The following is a 24,664-nucleotide window of genomic DNA, read 5'->3' as shown; positions in this document are numbered from 1 at the left end:
CTGACCGTGTTGCGGCGGTGGCTAGGCGCTCAGCCAGACCACCTGGGCCGCGCCATCGGGCAACGCCGCTTCCGTGCCGTCGATCTCGGCCCCGGATGCCGTGACCGTCACGGTCGACGCGACCGCCAGTCCGAGTGCTTCGAGGGCTCGGAGCAGCTCGGGGTCGCGGTCGTCGACCCGCAGCACCTGTCCCGTGTGCCCGACCGGCGCGTCGGCGAGCAGCACGAACGGTACGCGCTCGATGCGACCGTCGGCGTCGGGGATCGCGTCGCCGTGCGGATCGAAGCGGGGGCGTCCCAGGCGCGCGTCGATGCCTTCGAGCAGTCGGTCGCTGATGGTGTGCTCGAGCACCTCGGCCTCGTCGTGCACCTCGTCCCAGCCGTAGTCGAACTCCTGCACCAGCCAGGTCTCGATCAGGCGGTGTCGGCGCACCATCGCGAGGGCGCGCGCCGTGCCCGTGTCCGTCAGCCGCACCGCGCCGTAGGGCACGTGCGAGACGAGGCCGGCGGCGGCGAGCTTCTTCACCATCTCGGTGACGGACGACGGCGCGATGCCGAGCTTCGCGGCAAGCACCGAGGGAGTGATCGGTGCGTCCTGCCACTCGGTGTGCGCGTAGACGGTCTTCAGATAATCGTCAGCTGCCGGGGATGCCACCGGTCCAGCCTACGTGGTGCTGTCGCGCGCCCACGCGGTGAGTCCGTGGATGAGTGCCCGCACCCCGATCTCGAACGTGCGGCGGGCGGGGTCCGTGCTGAGCTGCGCCCTGGCGGCCTCGGCCTCGGCGAACGTCGGGAAATCCGGCGCGAGTGCACCCGGGGCCATGTTGTCTGCGGGCGCGAGGGCATCCAGGGCGGAGCCGATGATGAACGACTCCAGCGCCACGATGGCGTCCACGATGGTGACGGTCGGCCAGCCGTCGTCCGCGAGCAGGCGTGCGATCTGCTCGTAGTCGGCGAACGAGCCCTCGTCGGCATCGATCGGTGAGGTCGCCAGCATCACCATGGCCTCGGGGGCGGCGATCGCGGCGTCGCGGTAGCTGTGGGCCCAGGTGAGCAGTGCCTCCTCGACGGACATCTCGTGCCGCACGGGGGAGATGAGCGCGCGGCTGACCTGCCCGCGCATGGCCCGGATCACGGCGTCGCGGTTCGCGAAGTGGTGGTAGAGCGCCGAGGTGCGAACGCCCAGGGATTCCGCGAGCGCGGTCATCGTGAACTGGCGCGGTGTGCGCTGCGCGCTGAGGGCGAACGCGGCCTTCAGGATGCGCTCCTCGGTGAGCACCCGGGTCGACGGTCGGCCGACGCTGCGCGGAGATTTCGTCATCGTGCTCGATTCTGCTCGGGCGTCTGGTATTTTATTGAAACTCTTTCAATACCGAAGGATCCAATACCGACGAAGGTACAGCCATGACCGGTTTCGACGCCGACACCATTGTCACCGGCGCGCACGTGGTGACGATGGACCCGCGCCGCCCGCATGCCACCGCGTTCGCGGTGCGTGACGGTCGCTTCCTCGCCGTGGGTGACGATGCCCTGGTCCGCGAGCTGCGCGGGCCCCGCACCGTCGTGCGCGACCTCGGCGGCGCGACCGTGACCCCCGGCCTCATCGACGCGCACCTGCATCCGATCCAGGGGATCGAGCTGACGGCCGGGATCGACCTGGGCGGTCTCACCACCGGCGCGGCGCTGCTGACCGCGCTGCGCGCCGAGGCCGATCGTGCGCTCGCCGAAGATGCCGACCCGTGGGTGCGCGGCTGGAACCTCGACTACGACGTGTTCCACGAGCTGCCCATGACGGCGGAGGCGATCCAGGATGCGGTGCGCGGACTCCCCGCACTGTTGATCGTGTTCGACGGCCACACCGCCCTCGCCAGTCGTGCCGGGCTCGAGCGTGCGGGCATCACCCGCGCACGCGAGTTCGAGGACTCGTCCTGCGTCGTCGTCGATGCCGATGGCCGCCCGACCGGGGAACTGCGCGAGCTCGGCGCCTATGAGCCCGTGCGACTGAGCGCCCCGGCACTGACCCGCGATCAGACCCTCGCGGTCGGCCATGATCTGCTGCGCGGCCTGCGCGACTCCGGCCTCACCGGCGGCACGATCATGGATGGCGGCTTCGCCACGCTCGCACTGCTCGACGCCCTGGAGCAGGGGCCGGGGCTGCCGATCCGCATCGTCTCGGCCATCGACCACGAGCCCGGCTTCGACGAGGATCGGACCGCCGCGAACCTCGCGATGCGCGACCGCCGTGGTGACCGGTGGCGCGGGGGCGTGGTCAAGCTCTACGCCGACGGCGTGGTCGAGACCGGCACCGCCTGGCTGCACGAACCCGACAGCGCGGGCGCGGGCCTGGAGCCGTTCTGGAAGGACGCGGCCGCCTATGCCCGCACCGTGCGCAGATACGCCGAGGCCGGATTCCAGGTGGCGACGCACGCGATCGGCGACCGGGCCGTCGGGGAAGTTGTCGACGCCTATCTCGCGGCCGGGGTGCGCAGCGCCGCAGGAGCTCCGCACCGCATCGAGCACCTCGAGACCACGACCGACCGCGACGTGGCCCGTATCGCCGCAGCCGGGATCACCGCCTCGATGCAGCCCCTGCACATGCAGTGGCGCAAGGCCGACGGCTCGGATGACTGGTCGAGCAGGCTCGGGCCCGTGCGTGCGGCTCGCGCCTGGCGTGTGCGCGACTACTGGGAGGCCGGGGCGCCCCTCGCCCTCGGGTCGGACTGGCCCATCGCGCAGAACGATGCCCGCATCGGCCTCGCGTGGTCGATGCTGCGCCGCCGCCCGGGCGACCCCGACGCCCCGGTCTTCGAGCCCGACCAGGTGCTCACCCCGTACCAGGCGCTGCACGGATACACCGTCGGCGCCGCCCGGGCCCAGGGAGATGCCGACCTCGGCTGCATCGCCCCCGGGTTCCGGGCCGACTACGCCGTGTGGGCGGAGAACCCGCTGCACGTCTCCCCGGACGACCTCCCCGACCTCCCCGTGCAGGGGACCGTCGTCGGTGGCACCGAGCCCTGACCCCGGGCTCGACCGCACCCTCCCGCACCTTCCCGCGCTCTCCCTTCGGATTCGTACCCCCCCCCTTCACACTGAGGTGACTCCCATGCCTGAATTCGGCGCTCTCGCGCTCCTCCCGATCGTGGTGATCCTGATCGTCGCGGTCGCCACCAGACGCACCCTCTTCGCCCTGTTCTGCGGCACCGTCGCCGGGGCACTGATCCTCGGCGGCTGGGGCGGCTTCGACGTCTGGGTCGAATACACCGGAAAAGCCCTCTCCAACGAGACGGCGCAGTGGCTGCTGCTGATCGTCGCGCTGTTCGGCATCCTGATGATGCTGTTCGAGAAGTCCGGCATCGTGACCGACTTCGCGAACTGGGCCGAGCGGTTCGTCACCTCCCGCCGCAAGTCGATGGTGCTGACGTTCCTGTTGTCGGTCGTGCTGTTCGTCGACGACTACCTGAACGTGCTCACCACGGGCACGTCGATGAAGCAGGTCACCGACCGCTACCGGGTGCCGCGCACGCAGCTCGGCGCGATCATGAAGATGACGGCCGCGCCGATCGCCGTCCTGATCCCGGTCTCGACGTGGGCGCTGTTCTTCTCCGGACTGTTCGAGGCGCAGGGGGTCACGGTCGGAGGCACCGGGTTCGGTGCCTACCTGCAGGCGATCCCCTTCATCTTCTTCGGCTGGGCGGCTCTCGCCGTCGCGCTTCTCATGAGCATCGGCTGGCTACCGAAGCTCGGCGCGATCAAGCGTGACGCGATCCGGGCGGAGCGGGACGGCGACGTCTTCCCGCTCGGCACCACCGACGACGAGCGACGGGCCGAAGGCGCGGCGCTCCTGGCCGAGCTGAAGGCCGACGACCCCGACGGCTCGACCGCGCAGCGTGTCGCGACGGCGCTCGCGACCTCGACCGAGACCGACCGCAAGCCGCAGCCGTGGGGTTTCCTGATCGCCATGGCCGTGCTCGTCGGAGTGACGATCGCGACGAACGCCAACGTCGTCGCCGGCACCGCCGCGTCTCTCGCCGTGACGATCGTGATCGTGCTCGTGCAGCGCCGACTCCGCATCCGTGGGGTGCTGGATGCCGCGCTCGAGGGCATCGAGAGCATGCTGTTCGTGATGATCCTGACGGTCCTCGCGTTCATGGTGCAGGAGATGAACATCACCCTGCAGCTGGCCGAGTTCGTGATCCAGGTCACCGAGCCCGTGCTCACCCCGGCGCTGCTGCCGGCGATCGTGTTCGCGGTGTGCGGCATCTATGCGTACGCGACCGGGTCGTTCTGGGATCTCGCCGCGGTGATCACCCCGGTCGTGCTCCCGCTGGCGCTCGCGCTCGGTGCCGATCCGATCCTCGCGGGCGCCGCGGTGTTCTCCGGGGCGGCGTTGGGCAGCACCACCTGCCTCTACGGCGACGGCATCATCCTCGCGTCGCGATCGATCGGCATCAAGCCGATCAACCTCATGCTCGCGATCCTGCCCTATGCGGGCATCGCCGCGGGGCTGTCGTTCGTGCTCTACCTGGTGACGGGTTTCGTCACGGCGTAGGCGGGACGAGTCGGTTCGCGACGGCGAGGAGTCAGTTCGCGACGGCGACGAGGATGCCGAACGCGGCCTGGCCGGCGAAGAACAGCACGAGGAATCCGAGGAGGGCGGCGGCCAGCGAGAGTCGGCCGTCGAACCCTTCGACCTCGGCCATGCCGATCTTGCGGGCCCGGAAGGCCAGTACGAGCGTGGCGACTCCCAAGGCGAGCTGCACCCACGGACTGCCGAACCCGATGACCGTCGGGAACGCGATCAGCAGGCCGCCGATGACGCCGGTCGCGAAGCCGATCCAGGTGAGGATGCGGACGTTGCGACGGGCGTTCTCGGCAGACATGGTTCGAGCCTATCCGGGCTCACGCTCCCGTCAGCACCAGCCAGAGCAGGGCGCCGTTGAGCGCGATCAGGAACACGGAGGCGATGACCCCCGCAGCCGTCGTCCATCGCCGGTTGACCCAGGCCCCCAGGGTGCGTCGTTGCGCGGTGAGCACGACCAGGGGGATCAGCGCGAACGGGATGCCGAAGGAGAGCACCACCTGGCTGAGGACCAGCGCGAGGGTGGGGTCGAAGCCGATGCCGAGGATCACGAGCGCGGGGATCAGCGTCACGAGGCGCCGGACGAGCAGCGGGATGCGCACATGCAGCAGTCCGTGCATGATCTCCGCCCCCGCGTAGGCGCCCACCGACGTCGATGCCAGTCCCGAGGCGAGCAGTCCCACGGCGAAGAACGTCGCCACCACCGGTCCGAGTCCGGCGGCGAGAGCGGCATGTGCGCCCTCCAGCGAGTCGGTGCCCTCGACGCCGGCGAGGTTCGCGGCGGCGAGCAGCAGGATGCAGAGGTTGACGGATCCCGCGATCACCATGGCGATGGAGACATCCCATCGGGTGGCGGTGAGCAGTCGGCGGATGCGCGAGGTCTCGGTGCGCACCGCCTCGTCGCCGGCGTGAGAGGTCGAGGCGCCGAAGCGATCGCGGGCGAGTGAGGAGTGCGCGTAGATCGCATGCGGCATGATCGTCGCGCCGAGGATCGACGCGGCCAGCAGGACCGAGCCCGTGTCCTCGAAACGGGGGACCATCCCGCCGATGACCCCCGCCGGGTCCGGCGGGGCGACGAACACTCCCGCGACGAATCCGATCGTGATGATCGCCATGAGGCCGATGATCACGAACTCGAACGGACGGGCGCCGCGCCGGCTCTGCACCGTGAGCAGGATCATGGAGACGGCACCCGTGATCAGGCCGCCGAGCAGCAGCGGCACGTCGAACAGGAGGTTCAGGGCGACCGCGCCGCCGATGACCTCGGCCAGGTCGGTGGCCATCGCGACGAGCTCGGCCTGCAGCCAGTATGCGCGGCGTGCCCATGGACGCTTCAGCCGCGCCCCCAGCACCTCGGGAAGGCTCTGCCCGGTGACGACGCCCAGCTTCGCTGAGAGGTACTGGATCAGCCACGCCATCACGTTGCCGGCGAGCACGACCCACACCAGCAGGTACCCGTACTGGGCTCCTGCGGTCATGTTGCTGGCGACGTTGCCGGGGTCGAGGTAGGCGACGCCCGCCACGAGGGCGGGGCCCAGCAACCACAGGCTGCGAGGGGCGCGGGCGGGGGGCGTGGCAGCAGTCGTCATCGGGACAGGGGAATTTTTAGGCACACCGAAACCGTAGCGTATTTTTCGGTGTACCTAAATATCTTTCGAAGCGCGTGGATTGCTGCAAAAGTGGCCCGGAGGGAGCCTGTTGCGCGATTCGAACGGGGATGCGACGGCGATAGCCTGGCGGGATGGATGACGCCGCCCCGCACAGCACGAGTCCCGATGCCCCCGTGGGCGCGGTGAGCACCGGGTCGATCGCTCAACCCGGCTACGGCGTCGGGCCCTGGCCCGGCGGCGAGGAGGCCTGGCCCGAAGGTGCGGAGTACGACCGGGAGCTGTTGGCCACCGGCGACACCCGCAACGTGATCGACCGCTACCGCTACTGGCGCATGGACGCGATCGTCGCCGACCTCGACACCCAGCGACACCCGTTCCACGTCGCGATCGAGAACTGGCAGCACGACATGAACATCGGGTCGATCGTGCGCAGCGCCAACGCGTTCCTCGCCGACACCGTGCACATCATCGGCCGCCGCCGCTGGAACAAGCGCGGGGCGATGGTCACCGACCGCTACCAGCACGTCGTGCATCACGAAGACGTCGATACGTTCGCCGCCTGGGCCGCGGCCGAAGGGGTTCCGATCATCGCGGTCGACAACGTCGACGGCGCAGTGCCCGTCGACAGGGCCGACCTGCCGCAGCGTTGCGTGCTGCTGTTCGGCCAGGAGGGCCCGGGGCTCTCCGCCGAGGCGCTCGCCGCCGCTTCCGCCCACATCGAGATCACGCAGTACGGCTCGACGCGCTCGATCAACGCCAGTGCCGCGGCCGCCGTGATCATGTACGAGTGGTGCCGGAGATACGCGGCCTGACCCTCGCCATCTCGACAGTGCCCGGCGTCACCCGCGGTCGATGCCGAAGAGATGACGGTAGATCGCGTTCACGTCGCGATCGAGGTGATCCATGCGCTCATGCACCGTCCGGATCTCCGTGCGCACGCCGGCGAACTCGCTGCCCGTCTCCGTGCGTACGCTCGCGAACTCGTTCCGGAACTCGGTCCGCACGCTCGCGAACTCGTTTCCCATCTCCGTCCGCACGCTCGCGAACTCGTTTCGCATCTCGGTCCGCACGCTCGCGAACTCATTCCGCATCTCCGTGCGCACGCCGTCGAACCCGTTCTGCATCGTGCGCAGGAACATCGTCGAGATCAGCGTGATGGTGCCGAACATCCCCGCGGCGAAGACGCCGATCAGTGTCCAGACCTGTGGTTCGGTCATCCCCAGCATCCCTTCAGTGTCCCCCGATCATCGTCGAGGGCGCCAGGGGCAGGCGACGTAGTATTCCGCGGATTCCAGCGGTTGTGAAGAAGTCGCGATCGTCGATGTCCGTGCAGGAACAGCCGGACGCGGCGGCGGCGTCAGACGGTGGCCGAAAGCCAGCGACCGGACCGCACCCGCCACCCCAGGGTGCCGAGCCGTGCGAGCAGGTAGACGCCGAAGAAGGCGACCGCGAGCCAGACGAGACCGGCGGTGCCGTCGACCCCGGTGGCGGCGACGATCCAGAGCGCGGGCAGGAACGGCACCAGGTTCAGACCACCGGCGATCGCCAGGTATCGGGCGTCGTTCGCGCCCATCAGCACGCCGTCGAGCACGAAGACGACACCGGCGATCGGCTGGGCCACGGCGAGCACGAGCAGTGCCGGCTGCACAAGCGCTGCGATCTCCGCCGATCCGGTGAAGACGATGCCGAGCACGCCCGAGAGCGCGGCGATCAGCCCGCCGACGGCCACGCCGAACCAGGCGCCCCACGCGACGGTGCGGGCCAGCACACGGTGCACCTGCTGCTCGTCCCCGGCTCCGAGCTCCTTGCCGATGAGGGCCTGGGCCGCGATCGCGAGTGCATCGAGGGCGAAGGCGGCCGCGGAGAAGATCGTGAAGACGATCTGCCACCCGGCCAGCTCGTCGGTGCCGATGCCGGTGGCGACGCCGACGGTCGCGAGCAGTGCGACGCGCAGGCTCACGGTGCGCAGGAACAGCCAGCCGCCCGACGTCGCGGTGTTGCGCATGCCTGCGCCCTGTGCGCGCAGCGAGGCGCTGTGCCGGGTGGCGAGGCGGCGCACCACCAGCACGTAGGCGGCGACCATTCCCCACTGCGCGGTCACGGTGCCCGCCGCAGAACCCGCGATGCCCCAGCCGAGTCCGTAGATGAACAGCCAGTTGAGCAGGGCGTTGGCCCCGAATCCGAGCCCCGCGATCCACAGCGGCGTCATCGTGTCCTGCATGCCGCGCAGCAGACCGGTCGCGGCGAACACGATGAGCATCGCCGGCAAGCCCCACATCGAGATCACGAGGTACTCGTTCGCCTGCGCGGAAACGGCTTCGCTCGCCCCGAACAGCGAGACCAACCAGGGGGAGGACACGGCGCCGATCACCGCGAGCACGGCGCCGAGCCCGAGCGCCAGCCACATGCCGTTGACGCCGACGGAGACGGCCTCGCCGGGCTGTCCCGCCCCGAAGCGGCGAGCGACCGCCGGGGTCGTCGAGTAGGCCAGGAACACCATCAGTCCGACGATCGTCTGGAGTACAGCCCCCGCGATGCCGAGCCCGGCGAGCGGAGTGGTCCCGAGATGCCCGACGAGCGCGGCATCCACGATCAGGAAGGCGGGCTCCGCGATCAGTGCGCCGAGCGCGGGGACGGCGAGCCGCAGGATCTCTCGATTGAGGGAGGCGCGCGCGGTCATCCTCCGAGCCTATGACCTGGGGCCGACCTCACCGGCTGCGGGCCCGATCCGGGCGGTGGCGGTCGTCGTAGGGTGGAGGGGAGCTCGGATGCCACGGAGGTGCATCATGACGGATCCCAGAGAAGCGGCCGCACGATATCTCGCGAGCAGACAGCACGGCGAGAGCGTGGACGGCGACGAGGAGTCGGGCACGCCGCCCGGGATCGCCGCGGCGGTCGATCGTGCCGCATTCATCGAGACGGCCATCCAGGTGGCGATCCGCCGGGGGGAGTTCGACGACCTTCCCGGTGCGGGCAAGCCTCTCGAAGGACTCGGCACCCATCACGACCCGGACTGGTGGATCCGTCGCAAGATCGAGACCGAGAACCTCACCGGTCTCGGTCCGCCGGCGATCCTGCTGCGCACCGAGGATCGGGAGCTGGACGATCAGCTCGACCTGCTGGGGCGCGAGTCCGATGTGCGCGACGTCCTCGAGGACTTCAATCGGCGAGTGCGGGAAGCGCGCCGCCAGCTGCAGGGCGGCCCGCCCGTGGTCACCTCGCCGCGTGACGTCGACGCCGAGGTGGCCGCCTGGGCCGGGCGTCGGGCGGCGCGCCCGAAGGCCGCGCCCGCCGAGCAGCCGCGACGCCGCCGCTTCTCCCTGCGACGCCGCGGCTGATACGGATGCGACCGGGCCCCCACCCGGCCGCACCCGCGTCCCCGTTTGAACGGTCGGGCTCTGCCGACGCTTCAGGCCTCCCACAGACCGGAAGTCGCAGCAGTCGCTTCGGTCGCTTCGCGCCGACGAGCGCGCAGCCATCCGTCCATCCCGAATCGTCCGGAGACGGTGAGGAGGAGCACGACTGCGGAGAGCACGACCATCGCCGGGTACTGGGCGATCAGCTGATCCGCGCTCCAATAGAGCATGAGCGTCCCGATCGACAGGAAAGCCGCGATCCTGGTCAGGAATCCTGCGACCAGCAGCACGCCGAGAGCGACCTCGAGAGCGGGCATCACCACGCCGAACACACCGGGCGCCATGCCCATGAACGACGCGAGCGGCTCGAAGAACCACGGCACCCGAGGGTTCCCCTCCGTGCTCTGCGCCACCAGCTCGATGTCGGCCGCTCCGAATCCGGCCCGGTACTTCAGGATGCCCTCGATCAGCCAGAGCACCCCGACCGCCACCCTGGCCCCGGCGCCGAGCAGCGAGAGGGTGAGGACGCCTGCGGGTCGCGATCCGATCATGAGAGCTCGGCTGCTCCGAACACGGCCTTCGCCTTGTCGCAGTGGATCACGACGTAGGAGTACTCCGAGGTGTCGACGCCGTCGAGCGTGAAGGTCTGGGTGGCGGTGTCGAACGAGACGGCATCCACGAGCATGCCCGCAGAGACGGCGGCCTCATCGGTGCCGTTCGTGAGGTAGACGTGCAGATCGGGGCCTTCATCTGACGAGAACCCGGACAGGGCGATCTCGTCGTCGGTCACGGTGACGGTGCCCGACACCTTCTTGTCGTTCAGGCCCGCGAAGGTGCCCGTCTTCTCGGCCATGTCCATCTTCGTGGTCGAGATGCCGGAGTCGGCACTCTGCGACGCCGAAGACGAGGGCTTGGCGTCTTCCGTTGCAGCCGGCGAGCTGCACGCCGACAGGGCCAGGGCGAGGGTGAGGGCCGCGGTGGCGGCGAGAGCGATCTTGCGCATGAGATTCTCCAGTTCACTGTGTGTGCGACTCTGTGCCCGGAGCGACGGATGCCGCGGCGGATCGCACTTCGATGAACGCTACGAACGCGCAGACGCCGGTGGAGAAGACCTTTCAAGACTGTAAGGAACCGGCCGGGGGCGTGCATCGCGCGACTAGTGTCGACCCCATGCAGGAGCCAGCCGAGGTCGTCGTGGTCGAAGACGACCCCACGGTCAGGGAGGCGGTGGGTGCCTATCTGCGCGCCCACGGCTACGCGGTCTCCAGCTTCGGCGACGGTGTCTCGGCGCGGACGGCGCTGCGCGGGAGCATCCCGGACGTGGTGATCGTCGACCGGATGCTCCCGGGCATCAGCGGTGATGAGCTGTGCCGTGATCTGCGCTCGTTCTCCGACGTGCCCATCATGCTTCTCACCGCTCTCGGACAGGTGGAGGACCGCATCGAGGGCTTCCAGTTCGGCGTCGACGACTATCTCGCGAAGCCGTTCTCGCTGCGGGAGCTGCTCATGCGCGTCGGTGCGCTGGTACGGCGCTCGCAGGTGACGCAGGCCGCGGTCGGCGAGGTGCGTGCCGGCGTGTTCGCGATCGATCCGCTCCGTCGGCGCGTGTGGGTGCGCGGCGAGGAGATCGACCTCACCGGTCGTGAATACGACCTGCTGCACTTCCTGGTGCGCAACGAGGGGCGCCCGCTCGGTCGCGAGGAGATCCTCCGCGAAGCCTGGGGCTGGAGCTTCGGCGAGGCCTCGACGGTCACCGTGCACGTGCGCCGGCTGCGGGAGAAGATCGAGGCGGATCCGCGACACCCCGTCCACCTGCGCACGGAGTGGGGCGTCGGATACCGTTTCTCGGCAGAGGGGGATCACTCGTGATCATGCTCGCCGGGGCCGATGTGCTGCTGATCGTGATGACGTGCCTGCTCGTGGCGGTCTGCGTCGCGGCGCTCACGCTCGCCGTGCTGCGAGTGCTGCGCCGTCGCTCTGTCCGCGCGCAGTTGATGCTGGTCGCGAGCGCGGGGGTCGTCACGATGGCGGCCTCGGTCGTTGCGATCTCGCTGGAGATGTACATCTCGACGCACGACCTGACCGTGCTCCTCGTGGTGATCGGGGTGTCCCTTGTGCTCGGGATCACGACTGCCTGGGTGGTGGCCAGGGCGATGCGTTCGTCGTTCGATCGTCTGTCGGCATCGCTCGACGAGGTGGGCCGCGGAGGTGTGATCGTCGCCGAGCAGGGAGGATCGCGCGAGCTGGACGATCTGTCGGTACGGCTCGCCGAGGTGTCGGCGAAGGTCGATGCCGCGAATGCCGAGCTGGAGCGGCTGGACTCGGCGCGACGGCGGTTCTTCGCCTGGATCTCGCACGATCTGCGCACGCCCCTGACGGCGGTCCGTGCGCTCGCCGAGTCGATCGAAGACGGCGCGGCCGATGCTCCGGAGCGCTTCGCCGGGCAGGTGCGGGTGCAGGTGGAGACGATGAGCCGCATGGTGGACGACCTTTTCGAGCTGTCGACGCTGACCTCGGGAGCCGTGCAGCTGCAGACCCAGCAGGTCGAGCTGCTCGACGTGGTCTCGGATGCGGTCGCCGACGTCGCGGCCGCCGCAGATCGCCACGGCGTGCGCATCGTCGAGCGCGGCGTGGGCGGTCACGTGCTCTGGGCGGACCCGCATCAGCTCGGACGGATCGTCGTCAACCTGCTGACCAACGCGATCCGACATGCGCCGCGCGGCACGGACATCGTCATCTCGGCCACCGAGGTCGAGCGGAACCGCCTCGTGCTCGGCATCCTCGATCACGGCGCGGGTGTCGCGGTGGAGGATCTCGACCGCATGTTCGACGTCGGCTGGCGCGAGGACGCGGCCCGCACGGCCCCGATCGACCAGGACGGCGTGGCTTCCGGGGCCGGTCTCGGCCTGTCGATCGCGCGCGGCCTGGCGCGTGCGCACGGCGGAGAGGTCTTCGCCGAGCGGACCGACGAGGGGTTCCGCATGAACGTGCTCCTGCCGTTCGGGGGAGGCGGGTCATAGGCTGGAGCGCATGACTGACGTTCTTCCCGTGGGCCTCGCCCTTGATGAGTTCAGCTCCGACATCCGCCCGCAGGACGACCTCTATCGTCACGTGAACGGGGCGTGGCTCGCCCGCACCGAGATCCCGGGCGACAAGGCGCGCTGGGGCTCGTTCCACCTCCTCGCCGAGCAGGCGGAGAAAGACGTGCGCGCGATCATCGAGGAGTCGCAGGACGCCGAGGAGGGTACCCTCGCCCGTAAGATCGGCGATCTGTTCGCGAGCTTCATGGACACCGAGCGCATCGATGCCGCCGGAGTGACGCCGCTGGCCGAGACCCTCGCCGAGATCGACGCGATCGACGGCATCCCCTCGTTCCTGCGCACCGTCGGCACCTACGACCGCGACGGCCGTGCATCGGTCATCGGCCTGTACGTCGACGGCGACCCGGGCAACCCCGAGCGCTACCTTCCGGTGCTCGTGCAGGCGGGTCTGTCGCTGCCGGACGAGAGCTACTTCCGCCTCGACACGTTCGCCGCCACCCGGACCGCCTACCGTGCACACCTCGAGCGGCTGCTCGGCCTGGCCGGCGTCGCCGACGCCGCGACGACCGCCGACCGTGCGATCGCGCTCGAGACCGAGCTCGCCGGGCACCACTGGGACAACGTGCGCAGCCGTGACGCGGTGGCCACCTACAACCTCAAGACGTGGGACGAACTGCAGGCGCTCGCCGGGGTGGACCTGACCCCGTGGCGCGAGGCGGTCTCGCCGTCGAACCCGGCGGCCTTCGATGAGGTCGTGGTCTCGCAGCCCAGCTTCTTCGAGGGGCTCGGCTCGCTCCTGACGCCCGAGCGCCTCGACGACTGGAAGGCGTGGCTGCGTGCCAAGGTCGTGCACGCGGCGGCTCCGTACCTGACCGATGATCTCGTGCAGGAGAATTTCTCGTTCTACGGCACCGAGCTCACCGGCGTTCCCACCATGCGCGAGCGCTGGAAGCGCGGCGTCTCGCTCACCGAGGGCGCGCTCGGCGAGGCGATCGGCAAGGTCTACGTCGAGCGGCACTACCCGCCGACGGCGAAGGCCGCGATGGACGAGCTGGTCGCGCACCTGATCGAGGCGTATCGCCAGAGCATCACCGAGCTCGAGTGGATGACGGCCGAGACCCGCGAGCGCGCGCTCGCCAAGCTCGACTCGTTCACCCCGAAGATCGGACACCCCGAGGTGTGGCGCGACTACTCCAGCCTCGAGATCGACCGGGCCGACCTGTTCGGCAACGTGCGTCGCGCATCGATCTTCGAGCACGACCGCAACGTCGACAAGGTCGGCAAGCCCATCGACCGCACCGAGTGGCACATGCCGCCGCAGATGGTCAACGCGTATTACAACCCGTCGATGAACGAGATCGTGTTCCCCGCAGCGATCCTGCAGTACCCGTTCTTCGACGCCGGTCGCGACGCCGCCGCGAACTACGGGGGCATCGGGGCGGTCATCGGTCACGAGATCGGCCACGGATTCGACGACCAGGGCAGCCGCTACGACGGCGACGGCCGGTTGCAGGACTGGTGGACGGATGCCGACCGCTCGGCTTTCGAGGAACGCACGAAGGCCCTGATCGCGCAGTACGACGCGCTCGTCCCCGAGGGGCTGGATGCCGAGCACCACGTGAACGGCGCGCTCACGATCGGCGAGAACATCGGCGACCTCGGCGGACTCGGCATCGCGTTGAAGGCCTACGAGCTGTCGTTGGACGGCGCGGCGGCCCCGGTCATCGACGGGTACACGGGCGTGCAGCGCCTGCTGCTGTCGTGGGCGCAGGTGTGGCAGCAGAAGAGCCGGGATGCCGAGACGCTGCGCCTGCTGACGATCGACCCGCACTCGCCGAACGAGTTCCGCTGCAACCAGATCGTGCGCAACATCGACGCCTTCTACGAGGCGTTCGGAGTGAGCGAGACCGACGCCCTCTGGCTGCCCGCGGCATCGCGAGTGACCATCTGGTGACCAATCGTCGCACTCTGTGAAGCATCCCCCGGCGGTGGGGTTACGATAGCCCTGCCGCTGGGGAGCGTCTCCCCTCGGTATCCCGCACATCCACCCCCCTAAGGATCAGCGTGGGCGCTCTCGAGCCTGGTGAAGGCTTCCGCAACTCCTCGGCCCCCGAGTCCCTCGACGGCGCCCCGGAGGCATCCGGCGCGGGTCGCCGCTCCCAGCGCACCAGCCGTCGACTCCCGCGACGAGCCGCCGCCGGACGCCGGTCGTTCACGGCCACCCTCCGCTCGCTGGAGGGGCTCGTCGATTCCGGTGCGCAGGTCTCGGTGCACGTCGTCGACCTCGACAACCACGTGCACGTGCTTGCCGGCGACGACCACGTCACGATGCCGATCGCGGGCCTCGGAGTGGTGCCGCTCCTGATCGAGGTCGCTGCGGGCTTCCAGAGCGGTGCTCTCGATCCGTTCGAGATCGTCGAGCGCGAGAGTGTCGAGGCCGTGGAGACCTCGGGACTGTGGCGTCATCTGCATGCGCCGGCGCTGCCCCTCGAAGACCTCGCCGTGATGGCGGCGACCGCGGGAGATCCCATCGCGGTGAACGCGCTGCTGCAGCGGGTCGGACACGATCGGGTGCGCGAGCGCATCGAATCGCTCGGGCTGCGTCGCACCGCGCTGCTCGACCGCTTCCGCGACCGCCGCGGGCCCGACGACGCCCCGCAGGTCGCCGTGGGATCCGCGCGGGAGCTCGCCGGGCTCTTCTCCGCTCTGGTGAACTCGCAGGTGGTCGACGCCGCCGTCAGCGCGCAGGTGTCGGAATGGCTGAGCCTCAACCAGGATCTGAGCCTGGTCGCAGCCTCCACGGGTCTCGACCCGTTCGCGCACGATCACGATGCGCACGGCCTCCTGTTCGTGAACAAGACCGGTCGCGATCGTGGAGTGCGCGCCGAGGCGGGTGTGCTCGCCGGTCCTCGCGCCGGGGTCGCCTACTCGCTCATCGTGTGCTTCGACGACCTCTCGATCACGCATCGCCTGCGTGCGCACGACGCCTTCCGCGTGCTCGGCGTCGAGCTCATGGAGTACACGCACTGACCCAGGGGCCCCCTCGCTAGCATCGAGGGATGCCGCGATCTGACTGGACCCCGCACCGCCGTGAGGACGGCGAGCTGCTCGGATGGATCCACCCCGATGGGGACGAGTGGGTGCCCGTCGACGTTCTCGGGCGACCCGTCTCCGCTCCCGCGGAGTGGCTCGATGCCGAGGCTGCTCTCGAACAGCACGGCATCGCCTGGCTCGCCGACCCGTGGATGCTGGACGGCGAGGACGAGCGCCCGCTGCAGGTGCGCATCCTCGAGGTGACTCCCGACGAGCACGGTGCTCCGGGACGGATCGTGGTGAAGATCGACGACTTCGGCGATATGACCCGTCCAGCGACCACGCAGTTCATCCTGTCGTGGCCGATCCCGGACCGGCTGCGCCCACCGCGCGAGGACGACCCGGATTCGCGCACGATCGCGCGCTGAGGTGGGTCGCTGACGGGCTCAGTCGGGCAGTGACGGATGCTGCTCCGCTGCGCGCTGCCTCGGGATGAAGAGCGACAGCACCATGGCGATCGCCCCCGCGGCGATCGCGAGCCAGAAGCACACCTCGAACGCGGCCCTGGTGGGAACGGCGACGCCGTCGATGTCCATGCTCATCGCGGCCAGGACGCCACCCATCACGGCTGAGGCTCCCGACGTTCCGATCGACCGGAACAGCGCGTTCAGCCCGTTCGACGCTCCGGTCTCGTTGGCCGGGACGGAACGCATGATGATCATCGGCATCGCGGCGAACGTGAAGCCGATCCCGACGCCGATCAGCAGGTTCGCGATGAGGACGTGCCACACCTCGCTCGACCACAGCAGCACGAACACGTAGGCGAGCACGATCGCGGTGGCGCCGACCGTGAACAGCGGGCGCGGACCGACCGTGCGCTCGAGCCAGCCCGAGAGCGGCGAGATCACCATCATCACCAGGCCTGCCGGCATGATCACGAGTGATGCGGCGACCATGTCGAGGCCGAATCCGCCACCGGTGGCCGGCGCTTCGAGCATCTGCGGGAACGTCACGTTCGAGGCGAAGAGCGCGAAGCCCATGCCGATCGCGGCGATGTTGGTGAACAGCACCGCCGGCCGCGCGGCGACTCGGAGATCGAGCAGAGGGTCCGTGGTGCGCAGCTGGTACCAGCCCCACACCAGGAGCACCGCGAGTCCGCCGATGATGCACGTGAGCGTCAGTGGTGAGGTCCAGCCCCACTGCGCGCCCCGCGAGACGAAGAGAAGGATGCCGGTGAGGCCGATCGCGAGGCCGATGGCGCCGATCACGTCGAGTCGGCCGGGGGAGCGCAGCACGTCCTCGGGGATCACCGCGAGCACCAGCGCGAGGCCGACGGCACCGAGGGCGGCCGCGAGCCAGAAGAGCATGTGCCAGTCGGCGTTCTGGGCGAGGAGGGCGGCCACGGGCATGCCGATCGCCCCACCGACGCCCATCGTCGCGCTCATGAGGGCCACGGCGGTGCCGAGGCGCTCGGGTGGCAGCACGTCGCGCATGATCGCGATGCCGAGCGGCACGACGCCCGTCACCGCACCCTGGAGTGCGCGACCGATGATCACGCCGACGATCGAACCGGAGACCGCGGCGATCACGGAACCGAGGATCAGGATCGCGAGGAGTGCGATCACGACCCGGCGCTTGCCGTACATGTCTCCGAGGCGGCCCGAGATGGGGGTGGCGACCGCGGCGACGAGCAGGGTGATCGTGACGACCCACGTCGTGTCTTCGCGCGAGGCGTTCAGCAGCTGCGGCAGCTCGGCCTGCAGCGGCACGACCAGCGTGAACATGAACGACGAGCAGAGGCCCGCGAAGGCGAGCACGGCGACGATCGCCCACTTGGGAGGGGTGCGGGAGAGCCGCTTCCTGGCTCTGTCGTCACTCGCACCCACCGGCTCAGGCTATCGGCGATCGAGCGGTGCGGGGTCGATCAGCGGATGCGATACGCGCCTCCGATTCCTCGAACGGGCCGAGGAGGGGCAGACTGGGTGCGTGCGAACCATCCGTGATCTCGACACCGTTGAACTCATCCTCGACGCGCAGGGCCTGCTCGACTCCATCCGGGGTCCGCAGCGCGTGGTGGATGCCGGAACCCTGCGTGCCCTGCAGCAGTCGGGCAACTACGTCGTCGGCTTCTTCGACGGTGAGGGCGACGACGAGCGCATGGTGGGCGCCTCCATCGCCTTCTTCGGCGAGCCCGCGCGCCGTGCGATGCACTCGCACATCACCGCCCTGCTCCCCGAATACCGCGGTCGCGGTTGGGGTCGCGAGCTCAAGGAGCACCAGCGCCAGTGGGCGTTCTCCCGCGACGTCGGCCGCATCACGTGGGTGTTCGATCCGCTCGTGGCACGCAACGCGCACTTCTTCTTCACCGTGCTCGGCGCACGCGCGACCGGCTACTCGGTCAACCGCTACGGCATCTTCGGCGGCGGCGACGCGGGCGATGAGAGCGACCGCCTCGATGTCGAGTGGGCGCTCGCCGACATCGCCAAGCCTCCGGCCGACGACACGGTCGTGGAGACCCTCGAGATCCCGGCCGACATCGAGGCGCTGCGCGTCTCCGATCCTGCGGCCGCTCACGAGTGGCGCCTGCGCCTGCGTGCGCAGATGGAGGGTCTGCTCGGCAGCGGCCTCCGGATCGCCGGGTACGACACCGCGCGCGGCTACCTCTTCACGGCCTGAGAGGATCCGCTTCACCGCGTGATCTGCGGACGCGGAGCGCTCAGCGCACCCCGCGCATGAGCTTCAGCACGGGCTTCACGCTGAGCAGCAGCCCGATGCCGACCACGATGGCGATGCCGCCGAGGATCGAGAAGAAGGGCACCTCGTTCTCCGGGTCGTAGAACTGCACGAGCCAGCCGGAGATCGCCGTGCCCAGCGCGATCGACAGGAAGAACAGCGCGACCATCTGCGTGCGGAACACGGTCGGCGCGAGCTTGGTCGCCGCCGACAGGCCGACCGGCGAGATGAGCAGCTCGGCCACGGTGAACACGAAGAGGATCCCGACGATCGCGAGCAGCGGCGTGGAGTTCGCTCCTCCGCCGGCGAACGGCAGGAAGAGCAGGAACGCCGATCCCATGATGATCGCGGCCAGCGCGAACTTGACCGGGGTCGAGGGCTGTCGCTTCCCGAGCTTGGTCCAGATCGCCGCGAAGACGCCGGACAGGATGATGATGAACACCGGATTGATGGACTGCACCCACGACACGGGCATCTCCCATCCGAAGAGATTCCGGTCCAGGCGCTGGTCGGAGTAGATCGTCAGCACGGTGAACTGCTGCTGGTACAGCGACCAGAATGCGACGCTCGTGATGAACAGCGGCAGGAACGCCCACACCCGGGAGCGTTCGGTGGCGTCGATGCGACGGCTGCCGAGGATCACCGAGAAGTAGGCGACGGCGGCGACGATCGTGACGCCGATCACGAGGGTGGCGAGGTTGTCGGGCCGGATCACGCCGGTCAGCACCAGGACGGCGACGAGTACGACCGCGCCACCGGCGATGAGCCCGACCAGAAGGTAGCGGGACTTCGGGAGCGGGTTCGGCACCTCCCGCGCCGAGGCGGGCAGCGACGTGCGGCCGAACGCGTACTGGATGAGTCCCAGCGTCATCCCGACGGCCGCGAGCCCGAAGCCGTAGTGGAAGCCGAGCGAGGACTGCAGGATGCCGGTGAGGATCGGACCCAGGAAGGCGCCGAGGTTGATGCCGAGGTAGAACAGCGAGAACCCGGCATCCCGTCGTGGATCGTCGGCGCTGTAGAGACTGCCCACGACCGACGTCGCATTGGCCTTGAGTCCACCGGAGCCGAGTGCGACGAGCACCAGGCCGACGCCGACACCCACCGCTCCGGGGAGCAGGGCGAGGGCGAGGTGTCCCGCCACGATCACCATCGCGCTGACGAACAGCACCCGCTCCGCGCCGAACAGGCGATCCGCGAGCCACGCGCCCAGGATCGTCGAGAGGTAGACCGATCCTCCGTACGCGCCCACGATGCCGCCCGCGATCGCCTTGGGGATGCCGAGGCCGCCTTCGGTCAGCGAGAAGTACAGGTAGATGAGCAGGATGCCCTGCATGCCGTAGAAGCTGAAGCGCTCCCACATCTCCACGCCGAAGATGTGCACCAGGGCCCACGGTTGCCCGAAGAACCGGGTGTCGTCGTCGCGGGTCCGCGGTGTTCGCGCTGCAGTGCTCATCCCCAGGACGCTACTCCGGCGCAGCCGCCGGGGCCAGGGAGCGCGCGGGAACCACGGATAGAATGAGGTGCCCGTGTTCACGGGTTTCCTCCCGCATCCGACCATTGGAGCCACCATGGCCGAACAGTCCCGCCTCGACAAGGTCATCGCCCTCGCCCGCCACCGCGGGTTCGTGTTCCAAGCGGGTGAGATCTACGGCGGTTCCCGGTCGGCCTGGGACTACGGCCCCCTCGGTACGGAGCTCAAGGAGAACATCCGCCGGCAGTGGTGGCAGACGTTCGTGCGCGGTCGTGGCGACATGGTCGGCCTCGACTCCAGCATCATCCTGCCCAAGCGCGTGTGGGAGGCGTCGGGTCACGTCGCGACCTTCACCGACCCGCTGGTCGAGTGCCTGCAGTGCCACAAGCGCTTCCGCGCCGATAACCTCATCGAGGACTTCGAGGCGCGCAAGGGTCGGAAGGCCGAGAACGGTCTCGCCGACATCCCCTGCCCGAACTGCGGCACCAAGGGGCAGTACACCGAGCCCAAGGCATTCTCCGGTCTGGTCAAGACCTACCTCGGCGTCGTCGACGACGAGTCGGGTCTCTACTACCTGCGCCCCGAGACTGCGCAGGGCATCTTCGTGAACTTCTCGAACGTGCTCACCGCGAGCCGCAAGAAGCCGCCGTTCGGCATCGGCCAGGTCGGCAAGGCGTTCCGCAACGAGATCACGCCCGGAAACTTCATCTTCCGCACTCGCGAGTTCGAGCAGATGGAGATCGAATTCTTCACGCCGCCGGCCGAGGCGCAGGAGTGGTTCGAGCACTGGGTCGAGGCCTGCTGGAACTGGTTCATCGATCTCGGCATCGACCCCGAGAACATGCGTCAGTTCGACGTTCCGGAGGACGATCGCGCGCACTACTCCGCCGGCACGATCGACGTCGAGTACAAGTTCGGCTTCACCGGCAAGGAGTGGGGCGAGCTCATGGGCGTCGCCAACCGCACCGACTACGACCTCTCCAGCCACAGCGAGGCGTCCGGCCAGAGCCTGACGTACTTCGACCAGGCAACGGGCGAGCGTTACACCCCGTACGTGATCGAGCCGTCTTTCGGTCTCACCCGCGCGATGATGGCGTTCCTCGTCGACGCCTACCGTGAGGAGCAGGTGCCCAACGCCAAGGGTGGCACCGATGTGCGCACGGTGCTCAAGCTCGACCCGCGCCTGGCTCCGGTCAAGGCCGCCGTGCTGCCGCTGAGCCGCAACGAGAACCTGTCGCCGCTCGCGCGCGAGGTCGCCGACACGCTCCGCAGCTCGTGGGCTGTCGACTTCGACGACGCCGGTGCGATCGGTCGCCGCTACCGTCGTCAGGATGAGATCGGCACCCCGTTCTGCGTCACGGTCGACTTCGACTCCCTCGACGACCGTGCCGTCACCGTGCGCGACCGCGACACCATGGCGCAGGAACGCGTCTCGATCGACGAGCTGCACGCGTACCTGGCCGAGCGCCTGCGCGGCGCCTGAGCACGCGGCATCCGGACCCCGTCGGCCTCATGCAGGCCGGCGGGGTCTTTCATGTGCTCCCGGCCACCGCGCGTGCGTAGCGCTCGGAGAGCAGCTGCAGGCGCGGGATCAGCTCGGGCGGACTCTCGACCGTGAAGTCCATCATGAGCATCCCGATGTAGGCGGCGACGGTGTCGAGGCTGTCGGCGCCGGTGACGAGGATGCAGTGCTCGTCGTCGACCGGTTCGACCACCCCGACCGCGGCGTGGATCCGTGCGAGCACCGCCGCGGCCGGCGCATCGATGCGCAGCCGGGCGTGCACGATCCACCCGCTCACGGCGATGGTCCGCATCGCGAACGCCGTGTAGTCGCCGCCGGGCAGCGGCTGGGGATCGAAGCGGCGATGGGTCGGCATCCGCAGCTCCATCCAGTCGACACGGTACGTCCCCCACTCGTCGGTCGCGGGGTTGCGGGCGACCAGATACCAGCGCCGCACCCAGGTGAGCAGCCGATACGGCTCGACCAGCACGGGCGCGCCCTCGTAGTCGAAGCGCAGCCATTCCTCGTTGCGGATCGCGCTCGCGATGGCCTGCAGCGACGCGGCGTCGACCTCCGGGTCCGGCGCGTCGGTGTCGTTGTTCTCCGGGGCGCGGTCGACGCTCGAGCGGAGCGCATCCACCGTGGGGCGCAGGTGCGAGGGCAGCACCTGTTCGAGCTTGGCGAGAGCCCTGGCCCCCGACTCCGCCACCCCGGCGATGCCCGCTGCAGCGCGGAGTCCGACCGTGACCGCCACCGCTTCCTCGTCGTCGAGGAGCAGCGGGGGGAGCTTGCCGCCCGCGCCGAGACGGTATCCGCCTACGGATCCGCGCGTGGCGTCGACCGGGTATCCGAGGTCGCGCAGCCGCTCGATGTCGTGCCGCACGGTGCGGGAGGAGACACCGAGCCGGGCGGCGAGCTCGGTTCCGGAGCGCTCGGGTCCGGTCTGCAGCAGGGCCAGCAGGGCTAGCAGCCGCGCGGTGGGATCAGCCATGAGAGCTCCTCGAAAGTTCTTCATCCATTAGGAACGGATCCAACCTAATGCCCTCGTACCTTCGAGATATGGAAAACACGACGCTCACGTTCCGCCCCTTCACCGTCTCGGTCCCCGCCGCCGAGGTCGCCGATCTCCAGGATCGCCTCGCCCGCACCCGTCTTCCGCAGCCGTCGCCGACGGATGACTGGGATGCCGGCACCCCCAACTCCTACCTGCGCGAGGCCATCGCCGCCTGGCGCGACTTCGACTGGGCTGCTGCTCAGGAGCAGATCAACGCCGTTCCGCACTTCGCCACCGAGATCGACGGCCAGACGATCCACTTCATCCACGTGCGGTCGGCTCACGAGAGCGCGACGCCGCTGCTGCTCGCGCACACCTACCCCGGTTCGGCGGTCGACTACCTCGACGTGATCGACCGTCTCGTCGACCCGGTGGCGCACGGCGGCCGCGCGGAAGACGCGTTCGACGTCGTCATCCCGGATGCGCCGGGGTACGGCTTCTCGCAGCCGCTCGCCTCTGCGGGGTGGACGACCGCCCGGGTCGCCCAGGCCTACGACCGGCTGATGCGCGGGCTCGGCTACGACAGCTACGGCATCCACGGCTCGGACAACGGCGCCATGGTGGCGCGCGAGCTGGGACTGCTGAACCCGGAGGGTTTCCTCGGACTGCACGTGCTGCAGCTGTTCTCGTTCCCCTCCGGTGACCCGGCGGAGTTCGAGAGGCTGGAGCCCGCGGACTACGCCGGCCTCGAGCACATGCAGTGGTTCCAGTCGGTCGGCGGGTACAACGCGATGAACTCCTCGCGCCCGCAGACCGTGTCGGTGGGGATCAGCGACTCCCCGGTCGGGCTGCTGGCTTACAGCGAGCTGTTCAACTCGTTCGGCAACGGCACCTCCCTCGTACCGCTGGAGAAGATCCTGCTCGAGGTCAGCGTGAACTGGTTCGCGAACGCGGCATCCGGCATGAGCCGCAGCTACCTGGAGAACGCCAGGGCCGACGCCGCGGCCGAAGGCGCCGAGCCGCGCATCAACGCCGCGCGCACCGGAGTCGCGGTCTTCGCCGACGACTTCCAGACGATCCGGGTCTTCGCCGAACGCGACAACTCCAACATCGTGCACTGGAGCCGCTTCGACGAGGGCGGGCACTTCGCCGCTCTGGAGCGCCCCGACCTGCTCGCCGGCGACATCCGCACCTTCTTCGCCGCTCAGGCCTGACTCCTGTCACGTCGGGCCAGACCCACGCTCCTCGCCGAGACCCATCCGCGCAGACGCTGCTGCGGATGGGTCTCGGCGCGCAGCATGGGTCTCGAACCTCGAACCCTGCGAGCATGCTCGCGACGCGACTCAGCCCGTGACGGTGAGCTGCACCTCGGGGGTGCCACCCGCCTCGACCCAGGCCAGTGAGCGCTCCAGGATGCCGCGCAGCACGTCGAGGTCGATCTGCTCCAGGTCCTTGATGTAGAGGCAGCCGACGCCGGTGGTGTGCGGGCCGAGCTTCGCGAGGGCCTCGCTGTGCGCGGCGACGCCGTCGAACAGGTAGATCGTGGTGGCAGCCTTGCGCGGGGCGAAGCCGAGCAGTCCGCTGTCGCCCTCGGTGCCGGTGGGGTAGCGGTAGTGGCAGGATCCGAACCCGATGATCGTGCCCCAGGTCTGCGGTTCGCGTCCGGTGATCTCCTGCATGAGCGCGGTCAGGGTCTCGGCGTCCCGGCGGCGGACCGCGGGGGAGGAGCGGGCGATGAGCCCTGCGACGTCGTCCCCCGTGGGTTTCACTTCGAGGCCTTCGCCGCAGCCTTCATGGCCTTCTTGTGCTCGCGCACCTTCGCGAGCGAGTCCGGCGAGACGATGTCGGCGACGCTGCGGTACGACCCGTCCTCACCATAGGGAGCGGAGGCCTCACGCCACCCCTCGCCCGTGAAGCCGTACTGCTTGCCGAGGAGGGCGAGGAAGATCTTGGCCTTCTGCTCTCCGAAGCCGGGAAGGGCTTTCAGTCGCTTCAGCACCTCGGGCCCCGACGGGTCCCCTTCGGTCCACAGCGTGGCGGCGTCGCCGTCCCAGTCGTCGACGAGGGTCTGGCACAGTGTCTGCACGCGTGTCGCCATGGACCCGGGGAAACGGTGCACGGCCGGAGTCTGCTTGAACGCCTCGAGGAACTCGTCCGGTGCCATGCCGGCGATCGTCGCGGCGTCGGCTGCTCCGGTGCGCTGCTCGATCTTGAGCGGACCGGCGAACGCGGTCTCCATCGGAACCTGCTGGTCGAGCAGCATCCCCACGAGGAGGGCGAGCGGATTGTCGGTCAGCAGCTCGTCGGCGGCGGTGTCTCCGGTGATGTGAAGGGCCATGCCTCCAGT

At 69.3% G+C, this 24,664-nt stretch carries 25 protein-coding genes; 12 read left to right on the top strand and 13 right to left on the bottom strand.

The window, feature by feature from the left end; translation table 11 throughout:
• Positions 1–21: 21 nt before the first annotated feature.
• Both ABDC25_RS16850 and ABDC25_RS16845 read right to left on the bottom strand, forming a co-directional pair.
• Positions 22–654 carry a metal-dependent transcriptional regulator gene (locus ABDC25_RS16850; protein ID WP_029259444.1) on the bottom strand — a complete coding sequence of 211 codons (633 nt, stop codon included), beginning with the start codon at positions 652–654 and terminating at the stop codon, positions 22–24.
• Positions 655–663: 9 nt separating this feature from the next.
• Complete coding sequence (locus ABDC25_RS16845; RefSeq protein WP_021198235.1) at positions 664–1,320, bottom strand: TetR/AcrR family transcriptional regulator; 657 nt, start codon at positions 1,318–1,320, stop codon at positions 664–666.
• An 83-nt stretch (positions 1,321–1,403) separates the two neighbouring features.
• Between ABDC25_RS16845 and ABDC25_RS16840 the strand changes: the two genes are divergently transcribed.
• Both ABDC25_RS16840 and ABDC25_RS16835 read left to right on the top strand, forming a co-directional pair.
• Positions 1,404–3,017, top strand: a complete 1,614-nt coding sequence (locus tag ABDC25_RS16840) for an amidohydrolase (protein WP_167255318.1) — start codon at positions 1,404–1,406, stop codon at positions 3,015–3,017.
• A gap of 85 nt (positions 3,018–3,102) precedes the next feature.
• The gene (locus tag ABDC25_RS16835) at positions 3,103–4,548 is read left to right on the top strand and encodes a Na+/H+ antiporter NhaC family protein (protein WP_347123763.1); all 1,446 of its coding nucleotides are present in this window, start codon (positions 3,103–3,105) and stop codon (positions 4,546–4,548) included.
• A 31-nt stretch (positions 4,549–4,579) separates the two neighbouring features.
• On the opposite strand, the gene ABDC25_RS16830 is transcribed toward ABDC25_RS16835, so the two are convergent.
• Positions 4,580–4,879: a hypothetical protein gene (locus ABDC25_RS16830; protein WP_029259448.1), complete on the bottom strand. Its 300-nt coding sequence runs from the start codon at positions 4,877–4,879 to the stop codon at positions 4,580–4,582.
• Positions 4,880–4,898: 19 nt separating this feature from the next.
• On the bottom strand, positions 4,899–6,167 hold the full coding sequence (locus tag ABDC25_RS16825; protein ID WP_347123761.1) for an Nramp family divalent metal transporter: 1,269 nt from the start codon (positions 6,165–6,167) through the stop codon (positions 4,899–4,901).
• Between the two features lie 152 nt (positions 6,168–6,319).
• On the opposite strand from ABDC25_RS16825, the gene ABDC25_RS16820 reads away from it, so the two are divergent.
• A complete protein-coding gene (locus ABDC25_RS16820) occupies positions 6,320–7,000 on the top strand; it encodes a TrmH family RNA methyltransferase (protein ID WP_347123759.1) in 681 nt (226 codons plus the stop codon).
• 27 nt (positions 7,001–7,027) lie between these two features.
• On the opposite strand, the gene ABDC25_RS16815 is transcribed toward ABDC25_RS16820, so the two are convergent.
• A complete protein-coding gene (locus ABDC25_RS16815) occupies positions 7,028–7,405 on the bottom strand; it encodes a hypothetical protein (RefSeq protein WP_031206665.1) in 378 nt (125 codons plus the stop codon).
• Positions 7,406–7,545: 140 nt separating this feature from the next.
• Positions 7,546–8,868, bottom strand: a complete 1,323-nt coding sequence (locus ABDC25_RS16810; RefSeq protein WP_021198243.1) for an MATE family efflux transporter — start codon at positions 8,866–8,868, stop codon at positions 7,546–7,548.
• Between the two features lie 106 nt (positions 8,869–8,974).
• On the opposite strand from ABDC25_RS16810, the gene ABDC25_RS16805 reads away from it, so the two are divergent.
• Positions 8,975–9,526 (top strand): DUF1992 domain-containing protein, encoded by a 552-nt coding sequence (locus tag ABDC25_RS16805; RefSeq protein ID WP_347123756.1) that lies wholly within the window; start codon positions 8,975–8,977, stop codon positions 9,524–9,526.
• A gap of 71 nt (positions 9,527–9,597) precedes the next feature.
• On the opposite strand, the gene ABDC25_RS16800 is transcribed toward ABDC25_RS16805, so the two are convergent.
• Positions 9,598–10,095, bottom strand: coding sequence for a DoxX family membrane protein (locus ABDC25_RS16800; protein WP_167255322.1), 498 nt, complete (start codon positions 10,093–10,095; stop codon positions 9,598–9,600).
• Complete coding sequence (locus ABDC25_RS16795; RefSeq protein ID WP_347123754.1) at positions 10,092–10,547, bottom strand: DM13 domain-containing protein; 456 nt, start codon at positions 10,545–10,547, stop codon at positions 10,092–10,094. The genes ABDC25_RS16800 and ABDC25_RS16795 overlap by 4 nt, the downstream gene beginning before the upstream one ends.
• A 167-nt stretch (positions 10,548–10,714) precedes the next feature.
• On the opposite strand from ABDC25_RS16795, the gene ABDC25_RS16790 reads away from it, so the two are divergent.
• From ABDC25_RS16790 to ABDC25_RS16770, 5 genes are all read left to right on the top strand, one after another.
• Positions 10,715–11,413, top strand: coding sequence for a response regulator transcription factor (locus ABDC25_RS16790; protein WP_347123752.1), 699 nt, complete (start codon positions 10,715–10,717; stop codon positions 11,411–11,413).
• 2 nt (positions 11,414–11,415) lie between these two features.
• Positions 11,416–12,564 (top strand): HAMP domain-containing sensor histidine kinase, encoded by a 1,149-nt coding sequence (locus tag ABDC25_RS16785; RefSeq protein WP_029258557.1) that lies wholly within the window; start codon positions 11,416–11,418, stop codon positions 12,562–12,564.
• Positions 12,565–12,574: 10 nt separating this feature from the next.
• Positions 12,575–14,539: a M13-type metalloendopeptidase gene (locus ABDC25_RS16780; protein ID WP_347123750.1), complete on the top strand. Its 1,965-nt coding sequence runs from the start codon at positions 12,575–12,577 to the stop codon at positions 14,537–14,539.
• Between the two features lie 110 nt (positions 14,540–14,649).
• Entirely contained in the window at positions 14,650–15,615 is a 966-nt protein-coding gene (locus ABDC25_RS16775) for a serine hydrolase (RefSeq protein WP_136024119.1), read from the top strand.
• Between the two features lie 29 nt (positions 15,616–15,644).
• Positions 15,645–16,046 carry a hypothetical protein gene (locus tag ABDC25_RS16770; RefSeq protein ID WP_347123748.1) on the top strand — a complete coding sequence of 134 codons (402 nt, stop codon included), beginning with the start codon at positions 15,645–15,647 and terminating at the stop codon, positions 16,044–16,046.
• An 18-nt stretch (positions 16,047–16,064) separates the two neighbouring features.
• Here ABDC25_RS16770 and ABDC25_RS16765 read toward each other — a convergent pair whose 3' ends face one another.
• Positions 16,065–17,504 carry an MFS transporter gene (locus ABDC25_RS16765; protein WP_347123746.1) on the bottom strand — a complete coding sequence of 480 codons (1,440 nt, stop codon included), beginning with the start codon at positions 17,502–17,504 and terminating at the stop codon, positions 16,065–16,067.
• 100 nt (positions 17,505–17,604) lie between these two features.
• Between ABDC25_RS16765 and ABDC25_RS16760 the strand changes: the two genes are divergently transcribed.
• Positions 17,605–18,294, top strand: coding sequence for a GNAT family N-acetyltransferase (locus ABDC25_RS16760; protein WP_029258551.1), 690 nt, complete (start codon positions 17,605–17,607; stop codon positions 18,292–18,294).
• Positions 18,295–18,334: 40 nt separating this feature from the next.
• Here the strand turns inward: ABDC25_RS16760 and ABDC25_RS16755 are convergent, their stop codons facing one another.
• Positions 18,335–19,804 (bottom strand): oligopeptide:H+ symporter, encoded by a 1,470-nt coding sequence (locus ABDC25_RS16755; RefSeq protein ID WP_347123744.1) that lies wholly within the window; start codon positions 19,802–19,804, stop codon positions 18,335–18,337.
• Between the two features lie 115 nt (positions 19,805–19,919).
• Here ABDC25_RS16755 and ABDC25_RS16750 point away from each other — a divergent pair, with 115 nt between their 5' ends.
• Positions 19,920–21,305: a glycine--tRNA ligase gene (locus ABDC25_RS16750; protein ID WP_021198255.1), complete on the top strand. Its 1,386-nt coding sequence runs from the start codon at positions 19,920–19,922 to the stop codon at positions 21,303–21,305.
• Between the two features lie 49 nt (positions 21,306–21,354).
• Here ABDC25_RS16750 and ABDC25_RS16745 read toward each other — a convergent pair whose 3' ends face one another.
• Positions 21,355–22,314, bottom strand: coding sequence for a WYL domain-containing protein (locus ABDC25_RS16745; RefSeq protein ID WP_021198256.1), 960 nt, complete (start codon positions 22,312–22,314; stop codon positions 21,355–21,357).
• Between the two features lie 68 nt (positions 22,315–22,382).
• On the opposite strand from ABDC25_RS16745, the gene ABDC25_RS16740 reads away from it, so the two are divergent.
• A complete protein-coding gene (locus ABDC25_RS16740) occupies positions 22,383–23,531 on the top strand; it encodes an epoxide hydrolase family protein (RefSeq protein ID WP_021198257.1) in 1,149 nt (382 codons plus the stop codon).
• A gap of 129 nt (positions 23,532–23,660) precedes the next feature.
• On the opposite strand, the gene ABDC25_RS16735 is transcribed toward ABDC25_RS16740, so the two are convergent.
• Together ABDC25_RS16735 and ABDC25_RS16730 are read right to left on the bottom strand one after the other, a co-directional pair.
• Positions 23,661–24,086 carry a DUF1801 domain-containing protein gene (locus ABDC25_RS16735; protein ID WP_021198258.1) on the bottom strand — a complete coding sequence of 142 codons (426 nt, stop codon included), beginning with the start codon at positions 24,084–24,086 and terminating at the stop codon, positions 23,661–23,663.
• Positions 24,083–24,655 (bottom strand): HhH-GPD-type base excision DNA repair protein, encoded by a 573-nt coding sequence (locus ABDC25_RS16730; RefSeq protein WP_021198259.1) that lies wholly within the window; start codon positions 24,653–24,655, stop codon positions 24,083–24,085. The genes ABDC25_RS16735 and ABDC25_RS16730 overlap by 4 nt, the downstream gene beginning before the upstream one ends.
• Between the last annotated feature and the right edge of the window lie 9 nt (positions 24,656–24,664).

The sequence above is a fragment of the Microbacterium sp. SY138 genome (assembly GCF_039729145.1).
GTDB lineage: Bacteria > Actinomycetota > Actinomycetes > Actinomycetales > Microbacteriaceae > Microbacterium > Microbacterium maritypicum_A.
The sequence above is the reverse complement of the archived record's forward strand: the minus strand, read 5'-3'. Positions and strand labels throughout refer to the sequence as shown.